This is a genomic window from Mesorhizobium sp. WSM4808, assembly GCF_055811675.1.
The window spans coordinates 62,478-74,485 of the sequence record NZ_JBVVQX010000006.1 but is presented as its reverse complement, the minus strand read 5'-3'; the positions used below and the strand labels follow the sequence as shown (position 1 = coordinate 74,485).

General features: G+C 62.4%; 10 protein-coding genes. 5 read left to right on the top strand and 5 right to left on the bottom strand.

The features are described 5' to 3' along the window. Positions 1-68: 68 nt before the first annotated feature. From AC0L2U_RS12750 to ugpB, 4 genes are all read right to left on the bottom strand, one after another. Positions 69-1,136 (bottom strand): sn-glycerol-3-phosphate import ATP-binding protein UgpC, encoded by a 1,068-nt coding sequence (locus AC0L2U_RS12750; RefSeq protein WP_127809206.1) that lies wholly within the window; start codon positions 1,134-1,136, stop codon positions 69-71. A gap of 7 nt (positions 1,137-1,143) precedes the next feature. Beyond that, entirely contained in the window at positions 1,144-1,992 is an 849-nt protein-coding gene (gene ugpE, locus AC0L2U_RS12745) for a sn-glycerol-3-phosphate ABC transporter permease UgpE (RefSeq protein WP_127809205.1), read from the bottom strand. Positions 1,993-2,001: 9 nt separating this feature from the next. Further along, on the bottom strand, positions 2,002-2,886 hold the full coding sequence (ugpA, locus tag AC0L2U_RS12740; RefSeq protein WP_023811118.1) for a sn-glycerol-3-phosphate ABC transporter permease UgpA: 885 nt from the start codon (positions 2,884-2,886) through the stop codon (positions 2,002-2,004). 194 nt (positions 2,887-3,080) lie between these two features. Further along, entirely contained in the window at positions 3,081-4,391 is a 1,311-nt protein-coding gene (gene ugpB, locus AC0L2U_RS12735) for a sn-glycerol-3-phosphate ABC transporter substrate-binding protein UgpB (RefSeq protein WP_127395972.1), read from the bottom strand. A gap of 360 nt (positions 4,392-4,751) precedes the next feature. Between ugpB and AC0L2U_RS12730 the strand changes: the two genes are divergently transcribed. Then, positions 4,752-7,184: a sensor domain-containing diguanylate cyclase gene (locus AC0L2U_RS12730; protein ID WP_127395971.1), complete on the top strand. Its 2,433-nt coding sequence runs from the start codon at positions 4,752-4,754 to the stop codon at positions 7,182-7,184. Between the two features lies 1 nt (position 7,185). Here AC0L2U_RS12730 and tlpA read toward each other — a convergent pair whose 3' ends face one another. Further along, on the bottom strand, positions 7,186-7,875 hold the full coding sequence (tlpA, locus tag AC0L2U_RS12725; RefSeq protein WP_127395970.1) for a thiol:disulfide interchange protein TlpA: 690 nt from the start codon (positions 7,873-7,875) through the stop codon (positions 7,186-7,188). Positions 7,876-7,910: 35 nt separating this feature from the next. On the opposite strand from tlpA, the gene argH reads away from it, so the two are divergent. From argH to AC0L2U_RS12705, 4 genes are all read left to right on the top strand, one after another. After that, positions 7,911-9,311: an argininosuccinate lyase gene (gene argH, locus AC0L2U_RS12720; RefSeq protein ID WP_127408624.1), complete on the top strand. Its 1,401-nt coding sequence runs from the start codon at positions 7,911-7,913 to the stop codon at positions 9,309-9,311. 118 nt (positions 9,312-9,429) lie between these two features. After that, on the top strand, positions 9,430-9,636 hold the full coding sequence (lptM, locus tag AC0L2U_RS12715) for an LPS translocon maturation chaperone LptM (RefSeq protein WP_023811112.1): 207 nt from the start codon (positions 9,430-9,432) through the stop codon (positions 9,634-9,636). A 63-nt stretch (positions 9,637-9,699) separates the two neighbouring features. Further along, positions 9,700-10,968 (top strand): diaminopimelate decarboxylase, encoded by a 1,269-nt coding sequence (gene lysA / locus AC0L2U_RS12710; RefSeq protein ID WP_473601991.1) that lies wholly within the window; start codon positions 9,700-9,702, stop codon positions 10,966-10,968. A gap of 40 nt (positions 10,969-11,008) precedes the next feature. Beyond that, on the top strand, positions 11,009-11,950 hold the full coding sequence (locus tag AC0L2U_RS12705; RefSeq protein WP_128364526.1) for a threonine/serine dehydratase: 942 nt from the start codon (positions 11,009-11,011) through the stop codon (positions 11,948-11,950). Positions 11,951-12,008 lie beyond the last annotated feature (58 nt).

Sequence of the window (12,008 nt, the reverse complement as noted above, 5' to 3'; positions counted from 1 at the left end):
AAAACAAAGAGTTAGAGCAGCTCGCCGTTTCCGTGAAACGGTGAAACGCTCTGGGCATATCTTTTGGATTAGCCGACGCGCTTTCCTGTCTGATCGAACCAGTGCAGCTTTTCTGCCTTGGCAACCACGCGCAATTGGTTGCCAACCGTGGCGGTGGCGCGACCCGCGACACGCACGACGATACGGTTGCCGCCTGCCGCACAGTGAAGGAAACTTTCGGCGCCTACCGGTTCGACTGCCTCGACCAGCGCCGGCAGGACGAGGGCGCCGGGCGGCGCCTCCGCATTGAAGGTGACGTCGGCATCCTCGGGCCGAAAACCGAGGGTCGCAGCTCTTGCCTCCCGAGGTGCGAAAGCGATCGCCGTGCCGTCTGCGAGCACCGCGCCCGAGGCGCTTTCGGTCAGTGCCAGGAGATTCATCGGCGGCGCGCCAATGAAGGAAGCGACGAAGGTCGAGGCCGGCCTTTCATAGATGTCGAGCGGCGCCCCCATTTGCTCGACCAGTCCGCCGTTCATGACGACGAGGATGTCGGCCAACGTCATCGCCTCGAGCTGGTCATGCGTGACATAGACCGACGTGACGCCAAGCGAGCGTTGCAGGTTCTTTATCTCGACGCGCATCTGGCCACGCAATTTGGCATCGAGATTGGAGAGCGGCTCGTCGAACAGGAAAACCCTCGGGTTGCGCACAATGGCACGACCCATGGCGACACGCTGGCGCTGGCCGCCGGAAAGCTCGCGCGGGCGGCGGTCGAGCAGCGCCGAAAGTTCGAGTATTTTCGCCGTCGCGCGGACCCGGCTGTCGATCTCATCTTTCGGCGTGCCGCGGTTGCGCAGCCCATAGGCCATGTTGTCGTAGACTTTCATATGCGGATAGAGCGCATAGTTCTGGAACACCATGGCGATGTCCCGCTCGGTCGGACCGATTGAGTTTACGATCTTGCCGTCGATCGCAACTGTTCCCGAGGAGATGGTTTCGAGCCCGGCGATCATCCTGAGCAGCGTGGACTTGCCGCAGCCCGATGGGCCGACCAGCACGCAAAGCTGCCTGTCGGGAACTGCGATTGAAACGCCCTTCACGGCCTCGAAACCGCTGGGGTAGACCTTCTTCACATCCTTCAGATCGACGGTCGCCATCAGCTTCTCACTTTTCGGAATCGACCAGGCCGCGAACGAACCAGCGCTGCATCAGCACCACGACCAGGATCGGTGGCACGATGGCCAGCATCGCTGTGACCATGACCAGGTGCCATTGCGTGTCGGCATCGGCGAAGGAGACCATCTTTCTCAACGCGATAACGATCGTGTTCATGTTGCTGCTGTTGGTGACGAGCAACGGCCACAGATACTGTGTCCAGCCATAAATGAAGAGGATGACGAACAGCGCCGCGATGTTTGTCCGCGACAGCGGCAACAGGATATCGAAGAAGAAGCGCCACGGCCCCGCACCATCAACACGCGCCGCCTCCACCAGTTCACCTGGAATGGTCATGAAAAACTGTCGAAACAGCAATGTGGCGGTGGCGGAGGCGATCAGCGGGATGATCAGGCCGGCATAGGTGTCGATCATGCCGAGATCGACCATCACCTTGTAGGTCGGCAGGATGCGCACCTCGACGGGAAGCATCAAGGTGACGAAGATCAGCCAGAAGAAGGTCATGCGCAGCGGAAAGCGGAAAAATACGATCGCGTAGGCCGACAGGATCGAGATGAAGATCTTTCCCACCGCGATGCCGAGCGCCATGATCGTCGTGTTGAGCAGCAGCCTGCCGACGCTGACGCCGCCGATACGGCCGACACCGCCGAACAGCGCTTCGGTGTAATTGTTCCAGAACTGATCGCCGGGCAGGAGCGGCAATGGCGGCCTGAGGATCGTTTGCAGCGTCTGCGTCGAGGCAACGAACGTGTAGTAGATCGGGAAAGCAACGATCAATATGCCGAGGATCAGCACGGCGTGGGCGATGACGGTGCGGAGCGGTGACTGGCCGATCATCGCTCGCCCTCAGCCGTAATGGACTTTGCGTTCCACATAGCGGAACTGGATGGCCGTGAGCGAGATGACGATGACCATCAGGATGACCGACTGCGCCGCCGAGTCACCGAGGATCAGATTGACGAAGCCGTCATTGTAGACCTTGTAGACCAGCGTTTCAGTCGTCTTGCCCGGACCGCCCCCGGTGACGGCATGGACGATGCCGAACGTGTCGAACAGGGCATAGACGGTGTTGACGACCAGCAGGAAGAAGGTCGTCGGCGCAAGCAGCGGGAAGACGATGGTCCAGAATCGCTTGGTCTCGCCGGCGCCGTCCATGGCCGCCGCCTCGATCAAGGCTTTCGGCACCGCCTGCAGGCCGGCGACGAAGAACAGGAAATTGTAGCTGATCTGCTTCCAGGCAGCGGCGGACACCAGCAGGATCATGGCGTGGGTGCCGTTGAGCAGTGGATCCCAGGCGATGCCGAAACTTCTCAGCATGTAGGCCAGCGACCCGATCGACGGGTTGAAGAGGAACAGCCACAGCATACCGGCGATCGCCGGCGCCACCGCGTAGGGCCAGATCAAGAGCGTGCGGTAGAGACCTTTGCCGCGCACCACCTTCTCTGCCATGACCGCGAGCAAGAGCGCCACGCACATGGCAACGATGGCGGTCGCAAGGGAAAACACCACCGTGACCTTGATCGAGTTCAGGTAGGCCGGATCGGCAAGCACTTTCCTGAAATTGGCGAACCAGACGAACTTGGTCCTCAGTCCGAACGGATCCTGCCTGAGCATGGATTGGTAGAACGCCTGACCGGCCGGCCAGTAGAAAAACACGAGCGTGATGGCCAGTTGCGGCGCCACCAGCAGGTAGGGAAGGATCTTGTTGGGAAACACGACGCGAGGGGTCATGGAGCCACTCCGAGGTGATGAGGCGGGCGGCACGATGTGGCATCCCTCTTCGCCAAGATGGCTTTGATGAGCGTTTCGGATTGGGCTTCATCGACCGTTGGCGAAATCGCAAGCGACGGCAAAACTCCCCTCGCCGAGGGGAGATGCCTGGCAGGACAGGTGGATGCGCCGTAGAGCAAGGACCTGCGCTCGCTCTAATTCCCCAGCGCTTCCTTGATCGCCGCATTGCCACGCGTAACCGCATTGTCGAGCGCCTGCTGCGCGGTTTGCTGGCCGGCGAGCATCTTTTCGAACTCCTCGTTCTGGATATCGCGCACCTGCGGCAGGTTCGGCAGACGTACGCCCTTGGAATTGTCGGTTGGCGCCTTACCCGTCATCTGCAGGATCGGGGTCTCGCGACCGACGTTCTTGTCATAGAAACCGGACTTCTTGGTCGCTTCATAGGCGGCAAGCGTTACCGGCAGATAACCCGACTTCTGGTGCAGGTATTCTTGCACCTCGGTCTTCGACAGGTAGGCGAAGAAGGCCGCGACGCCCTTGTATTCCTCGTCGGATTTATCAGCGAAAACCCACAGGCTGGCGCCACCCGGCGTCGTGTTCTGCGGTGCGCCCTTGGCGTCGCTGTCATAGGGCAATTGGCCGATGCCGTAATTCATGCCGGACTTGACGATATCGCCAAGGCCGCCGGAGGATTCGGTCATGATCCCGCATTCGCCGGCGAGGAAGATCTGCTTGGCTTCGGAGGTGCGGCCGCCATATTTGAAAGTGCCGTCCTTGGCGAGGTCCGCCAGCGCCTGGAAGTGGTTGACGAAAATCGGCGCATTGATCTTGAGCTCGACATCGCCGCCGGCCAGACCGTTCTGCTGGGTGGCCCATGACACGTCATTCCAGGCCGCGAAATTCTCCAGATGGATCCAGGTCAGCCAGGTCGAGGTGTAGCCGCAGGCGGCCGCGCCGCTCGCCTTGATCTTCTTGGCATCTTCCCACACCTCGTTCCAGGTCTTGGGCGGGCTGTCGACGTCGAGACCAGCCTTCTTGAAGATATCCTTGTTGTAATAAAGGATCGGCGAGGAGGAGTTGTAGGGGAAGGAGAGCATGGTGCCGTCCGGCTTCGAATAATAGCCGACTATGCCTGGCAGATACTGGCTCTTGTCGAAGGTCATTCCAGCGCTGGTCAACACATCGGCTGCCGGCTTGATTGCGCCTTCGGCTGCCATCATCACGCCGGTGCCGACGTCGAACACCTGCATAATGTCGGGCGCCTGGCCGGCACGGTAGGCGGCGATGCCGGCATTCAGCGTCTCGGGATACGTGCCTTTGAACACCGGAACAAGTTCATAGTCGCTCTGGCTGGCATTGAAATCTTTGGAGATCTTGTCGACAACTTCGGCATTGGCGCCAGTCATGGCGTGCCACCAACTGATCTGCGTGACAGCAAAAGCGGAGGTTGAGGAAAGCATCATAAAGGTAGCGGCAACACCGGCCGCGAAGCCGAAGGACTTCATGTTTCATCTCCCGTTTGTCATTGGCGAAAGGGGGCACTCCCGCAAAGGCAATATGTGTCGCTCGTGACAATCAGACAACGGTTTTGTTGCAGATCGACGAACTTCGCCCTTTACCCAACGCCACCCTCGCCTCCGCTTGGACGCATGGAAAGCCACACGGCTAGCCGGCTTAGCGAGACGACGAGCGCCAGGAACTGCCGTCGGAACTGCCAAGCTAGCTTTCGGGGTGGCAGCCTTGATTGCAGCCGCTGCAACCCGAAGAGACACGCCAAGGTTGCAGGCGACTTTATCGATCCCTCAACGGCAAAGCGCTACTCAATCCTGCTGCCCTGTTTATTTCCAAAGATCAGGTGAAATAAAATGCTGACGGTCTACAATTGTATCGTCAACGAACACGATCTGAGACTGGTCGCACTCGCCGCGCTGATCTGCGGAATTTCCTGTTTCTCTGCCGTCAACCTGCTTCATCACATAAGCCGCTCCACCGATCGGAACCGGCTTGCCTGGCTGATGATCGCGGCCACTTCGACCGGCTTCGGCATCTGGGCAACGCACTTCATCGCCATGCTCGCATTCACACCGGGCATACCCAGTGCTTACGATCCCGCACTTTCCGTGCTTTCGCTCGCTGCTTCGGTCACTCTGACGGCAGCCGGCATGTGGATCGCCACCTTGCGGAATGAGTTCGACTATCATCTCGTCGGCGGCGCCGTGCTGGGCGGCGGTATCGCGGCCATGCACTACATCGGTATGGCGGCGTTCGAGGTTCAGGGCCGCATCGAGTGGAACCTGTTGCTTGTCGCCATTTCCCTTCTGGCCGGCGTAACGCTCGCGGCGCTGGCGCTGCGTGTCGTGCAGCGCCGTCCCTCCTTGAAGGCGACATCCGGCGGCGCGGTGCTGCTGACGCTGGCGATCTGCACCTTGCATTTCATCGGTATGGGTGCCGTCTCGATCTTCCCCGATCCCTCGATCGTCATATCCGAATACACGATCGAGCCGACCTCGCAGGCTTTTGCGGCCGCCGCCGCCACACTGGTGATCCTGGTTCTGTCGGCATCGGCGCTGTGGATCGATTTGCGCTTCCGTCGCCAGAAGCTCGAGGTAGACCGCATGCACGGTCTGGCCAATGCCGCCGTGGAGGGGCTGATCGTCTGCGACGGCCACCGCATCATCAGTGCCAATGACAGCATGGCGACATTGACGGGCATCGCAACAGCGACGCTGAACGGAATGCAGCTTGGCGATCTCTTCGGATCCGATATGTCGGGCTTCGGCGAACAGCCGCAGGAGGCCGAATTGAGCGGCCGCGATGGCACGAGCATTCCTGTCGAGCTGATCGCCAGGAGCATCGACTATTGTGGCAAGCCTCACAACGTGGTTGCGGTCCGCGACATTCGCGAGCGCAAGAAGGCGGAACAGGAGATCCTGCGGCTTGCCCATTTCGATCCATTGACCGGACTGGCCAATCGCCGCAGCTTTTCCGGCCGGCTGGAGACGGAAATTGCTGCGATGGGCCGGACCAGGAAAGGCGGCCAGCTTGCGCTTCTGCTGCTCGATCTCGACCGGTTCAAGGAGGTCAACGACCTGTATGGGCACGGCGCGGGCGACGCCATGCTGCAGAAGGTTGCGCACTGCGTTACCGGCATTCTTCGCCAAGGACAGATGGTGGCGCGGCTGGGCGGCGATGAGTTCGCCATCATCGCGCCGAACCTGACCGACCCGTTGGAGGCGGGCCGTATCGCCAACACCGTGCTGACCGCCATGCGCGAGGAAAACCGGCTTTCTGTCGGCGGCGGCCTTGTGTCGGCAAGCATCGGCATTGCGCTGTATCCATCGGATGCCGAAAACCAGGCCAGCCTGATAAGCCACGCCGATACGGCGCTCTACCGGGCCAAGACCGAAGGCAAGGACACCTACCGCTATTTCGAAGCTTCGATGGGGGCCGAGGCCCGCGACAAGCGCGTGATGGAGCACGAACTGCGCCAGGCGGTCGCACGCCAGGAGTTCTACCTCGTCTACCAGCCGCAGAAAGAGATCAGCAGCGGAAAGATGGTCGGCTTCGAAGCCCTGGTCCGCTGGCGGCATCCGACGCGCGGCGACGTCTCGCCGAGCATATTCATCCCGGTCGCCGAAGACAGCGGCGCCATTGGCCAGATTGGCGAATGGGTGCTGACGGCCGCCTGCGAGGAAGCCGCCCGCTGGGAAAATCCGCTGACGGTGGCCGTCAACGTTTCGGCGGTGCAGCTCCACAACACGAATTTCAGCCGCGAGGTCCACGAAACCTTGCTGAATTCCGGCCTGGCGCCCGGCAGGCTCGAGCTTGAGATCACCGAGACGGCGCTTGTCAAGGACATGCCGCGGGCATTGGCCACCTTGCGGCAGGTCAAGGCGCTAGGCGTGCGCGTCGCCATGGACGATTTTGGAACCGGCTATTCCTCGCTCTCCAACCTTCGCGCCTTTCCCTTCGACAAGATCAAGATCGATGGCTCATTCATCAAGTCCGTCGACAAGAACGGCCAGGTCGCGGCGATCGTGCGCGCCGTCCTGGGACTTGGACGCGGGCTCGGCCTGCCGGTTCTGGCGGAGGGTGTCGAGACGCTCGGCGAACTGAAGTTCCTGGACGCCGAAGCCTGCGAGATCGGCCAGGGCTACTATATCGGCAAGCCGGCTCTCATCGAGGAATTCGGCGATCTGACCGGCGTCGTCGCACCCGCTGTCGGCAGCAAACCCGCCAGCCTGCGCGACAGAAGCGTTCTGGCCTTCGCGCCCGCACCCGCGCTAGCCACACGCTAGACTACAGGCTCTCGGGCTTGAGTGCCGTCTCGACCAGCCGCCTGGCGTCCGGCCCCGACCATTCGGCCGGGCCGTTCATGTGGGCGATCAGGCAGCCCTCGCCGTCGATCAGCATGGTGACGGGAAGGCCTAGCGCCAAGCCGCGCTTCTTGAGGTCGTTGAACAGCGTCATCGTCGAATCCCGGTAATAGCCGAGCGTCGCGACGCCGGTATCGCTGAGGAACTTCTTCGGCTTCACATCGTCGCCGGCATCGACGTTGACGGCGACCACTTCAAAGGAGTCGCTGCCCTTTTCCTTCTGCAGCGCATCGAGCGCCGGCATTTCGGCACGGCACGGCGCGCACCATGTCGCCCACAGATTGAGCAGCACCGTCTTGCCGGCATGATCGGCAAGCGTCATCGGCTTGCCGTCCGGACCATTGAAGGCAAGGCTCTTCATGGATTGAGGCGGATCGGCCGGCAAAAGTGCCGCAACCTCACCGGTGGCCGACGCCGCGACTTTCTTGGCGCGGTCGCTCTTGGCCGCGCAAGTCACGTCGTCCCTGCTGTCACCCACGGCAGCTTGTGCCGGTGCATTGTTGCCAGACCGGCTCTCGCTGACATATACCGCGACCGCGCCCGCCAGCGCGCCCGCCACCAAGGCGGCGAGGATCAGGCGCGGGGCCGGGAAGAATCTACTACCGTCTGCCATTTTCTCAAAACTGCTCCGAAGCACGGGTTATAGCCATGAGCGACAAGAAAACCAGCAACCAGATGTGGGGCGGACGTTTTGCCTCGGGTCCGGCCGCGATCATGGAAGCGATCAACGCGTCTATCTCCTTCGACCGCAAACTCTATGCGCAGGACATCAAAGGCTCGATCGCCCATAGCGAGATGCTGGCGCAAACGGGCATTATTTCGGCGGCCGACCAAGAAAAAATCGCTGACGGGCTGAACACGATCCTGAAAGAGATCGAGGCCGGCAGCTTCGAGTTTTCGACACGGCTCGAAGACATCCACATGAACATCGAGGCGCGCCTCGCCGATCTGATCGGCCCGGCGGCCGGCCGGCTGCACACCGCCCGCTCGCGCAATGATCAAGTCGCGGTCGATTTGCGGCTGTGGGTCAAGGATGAATGCTTTCGCGTCGCCGAGGCGTTGAAAGGGCTGATCGAGGCGCTGCTGGAGCGGGCCGAGGAGCATGCCGCGACCGTGATGCCGGGCTTTACCCATATGCAGGCGGCCCAGCCGGTGACCTTCGGCCATCACTGCATGGCCTATGTCGAGATGTTTTCGCGCGACCTGTCGCGCGTGCGCGATGCGATCGAGCGGATGGATGAAAGCCCGCTCGGTGCCGCGGCCCTCGCCGGCACCAGCTTCCCGATCGACCGTCACCGGACCGCCAAGGCGCTCGGCTTCCGCGAGCCGATGCGCAATTCGCTCGACAGCGTCTCGGATCGCGATTTCGCGCTCGAGTTCCTCGGCGTGGCGGCGATCTGCGCCACGCATCTGTCACGGCTGGCCGAAGAGATCATCATCTGGTCGACGCCGCAGTTCGGCTTCGTCAGGCTGTCGGACTCGTTTTCCACCGGCTCCTCCATCATGCCGCAGAAGAAGAACCCCGATGCCGCCGAACTGGTGCGCGGCAAGACCGGCCGCGTCACCGGTCATCTGGTCGGCCTGCTGACGGTGATGAAGGGCATGCCTTTGACCTATGGCAAGGATATGCAGGAAGACAAGGAATCGGTGTTCGACGCCGCCGAGACGCTCGACCTGATGCTGGCGGCGATGACCGGCATGGTCTCGGACATGACGGTCAACGCTGCCGCAATGAAGAAGGCCGCCGGCTCCGGCCACGCGACAGCAACCGACCTTGCCGACTGGCTGGTGCGCACGCTCGGCCTGCCGTTCCGCGAGGCGCATCATGTCACCGGCCGGGCGGTGGCGCTGGCCGAAGACAGGAAGGTGGGGCTGGAGAAGCTTTCACTGGAGGATTTGCAGTCGATCAATTCCGGCATCACGGCCGACATATTTTCGGTGCTGGCGGTGCAGAACTCGGTCAAGAGCCGCACCAGTTTCGGCGGCACGGCGCCGTCGGAAGTGAGGAAGCAGATCCGTGCCTGGAAAAAGCGACTGGCGAAAGCGTAATGCCGGATATTGCGAGCAGTAATATCCCGGATATTGCGACGGGCAATATCTCGGGGTGCAATGCGCCGAGAACTCGGCTAAAAGCGGCGGCTGACAAACGTTTCGGACGGATGGATCGATGACCGGAAGCAGGATTTTGGTGACGCTGACGCTGCTGGTTGCGATCGCGGCCGTTTCGGCCTGCGGCAGGAGGGGCGCTCTCGACACGCCCTATGAGGCGGCCGTGCAGGCGCGCAAGGATGCCTCAAAGGCCCACCAGCCCGTGCCGCCGGAGCCGGAAAAACCGGTCAAGGACAAGAAATTCATCCTCGACCCGCTGATCTAGAGCCGACGAGAGCCGGGCCTTTCAACCCGATCTCATCGCGCCCCAACTTCCGGAACCACTCTCGTGAACCATTTCGACTACCGCGACGGCGTGCTCCATGCCGAGGACGTGGCGATCCCCGACATCGCCGCACAGATCGGCACGCCATTCTACTGCTATTCGACGGCGACCCTGACCAGGCACTACCGGGTGTTTGCCCAGTCCTTTGCAGGGCTGGACGCGCTGGTCTGCTACGCCATGAAGGCCAATTCCAACCAGGCCGTCCTGCGGACGCTGGCCAAGCTCGGCGCCGGCGCCGACGTGGTTTCGGAAGGTGAATTGCGCCGGGCGCTCGCCGCCGGCATTCCGGCCGGCAAGATCCTGTTTTCGGGCGTCGGCAAGACCGCGCGCGAAATGGACTTTGCCCTTGCTGCCGGCATCCTTTGCTTCAACGTCGAATCCGAGCCTGAACTCGAGCTGTTGTCGGCGCGAGCCACCGCCCTTGGCAAGGTGGCGTCGATCTCGCTGCGCATCAATCCCGACGTCGACGCCAAGACCCACAAGAAGATCTCCACCGGCAAGGCCGAGAACAAGTTCGGCATCCCGTGGCAGCGGGCGCGGCAGGTTTATGCCCGCGCGGCAAAGCTTCCCGGCATCAGGATCACCGGCATCGATACCCATATCGGCAGCCAGATCACCGAGCTGCAGCCCTTCGACGATGCCTTCGCCCTGCTTGTCGATCTCGTCGGCGCGCTGCGGGCGGACGGCCATGCCATCGAGCATATCGATGTCGGCGGCGGGCTCGGCATTCCCTACCGCATCGACAACAACCCGCCGCCGCTGCCCGACGCCTATGCCCAGATCGTCAGGAAGCATGTCACCAAGCTCGGGCTGAAGGTGATGTTCGAGCCTGGCCGGCTGATATCGGGCAATGCCGGCATCCTCGTCTCGGAAGTGATCTTCGTGAAGGAAGGCGACGCCAAGAACTTCCTCGTCGTTGATGCCGCCATGAACGATCTCATCCGGCCGACGCTCTACGACGCCTTCCACGACATCCGTCCGGTCGTGCAGCCGCCGGCCGACACGCCGCGCATGATGGTCGACGTGGTAGGCCCGGTCTGCGAGACCGGCGACTATATCGGCCTGGACCGCGATCTGCCCAGGCTGAAGGCCGGCGACCTGATTGCCGTCTCCACCGCCGGCGCCTATGGCGCGGTGCAGGCCGGCACCTACAACACCCGCCTGCTGGTGCCGGAGGTGCTGGTCGACGGCGACCGGTTCCACGTCGTGCGCCCACGTCCGACCTATGACTACCTGATCGGGCTGGATTCCATGCCCGACTGGCTTGCATAGAAGCGCCGGAAACACACCTACCCGTCATAGGGAGCAAGTCATGACGAACGGCATCACCGTCACACGCGAGCGCATTGCCGCGATGGAACCGCGCATCCGCCCCTATATCAGGCACACGCCGGTGCTGCGCGTCGACATGGCCGACTTCGACCAGCCGCCGCTGGCCGTCGACCTGAAGCTCGAATGCCTGCAGCATTCCGGCTCGTTCAAGGCGCGCGGCGCCTTCACCAATCTCTTGGAGCGTCCGGTTCCCGAGGCCGGTGTCGTCGCAGCATCGGGCGGCAACCATGGCGCGGCCGTCGCCTATGCCGCCATGCGGCTCGGCCACAAGGCGACCATCTTCGTTCCCGAAGTGAGCCCGCCAGCCAAACTGGAGCGAATCCGCTCCTACGGCGCCGAACTGATCGTCGGCGGCGCCCGCTACGCCGAGGCGCTGGCGGCCAGCGAACGGTTCGCCGAGGAGACCGGCGCCTTGCAGATCCATGCCTTCAACCAGGAGGAAACGCTCGTCGGCCAGGGCACGCTCGGGCTCGAAATCGAGAGCGATTTGCCTCGGATCGACATGCTGCTGGTCGCTGTCGGCGGCGGCGGCCTGATCGGCGGCATCGCTGCCTGGTTTACCGGCCGCATCCGTATCATCGCCGTCGAGCCGGAAGGAGCGCCGACGCTGCATCGCGCCTTCGAGGCCGGACACCCCGTCGACGCGCCGGCCGAGGGTATCGCCGCCGATTCACTGGCGCCAAAGCGCGTCGGCGAAATGATGTTCCCGATTGCCGAAGCCTTTGTCGAACGCTCGATCCTGGTCAGCGACGACGACATCATCGCCGCGCAGAAGGCGCTGTGGAACCGGGCCCGCATCATCTCCGAGCCGGGTGGCGCCGCCGCCTTTGCCGCGGTCCTGTCGGGCCGCTATGCGCCGGCGGCGGGCGAACGGGTCGCCGTGCTGGTCTGCGGAGCGAATGCGGACCCCGCTACCTTCTAAAGGGCCTGCTGCCTTCTAAAGGGTATGCAGGATGGAACTATAACGGTCCACTTCACGT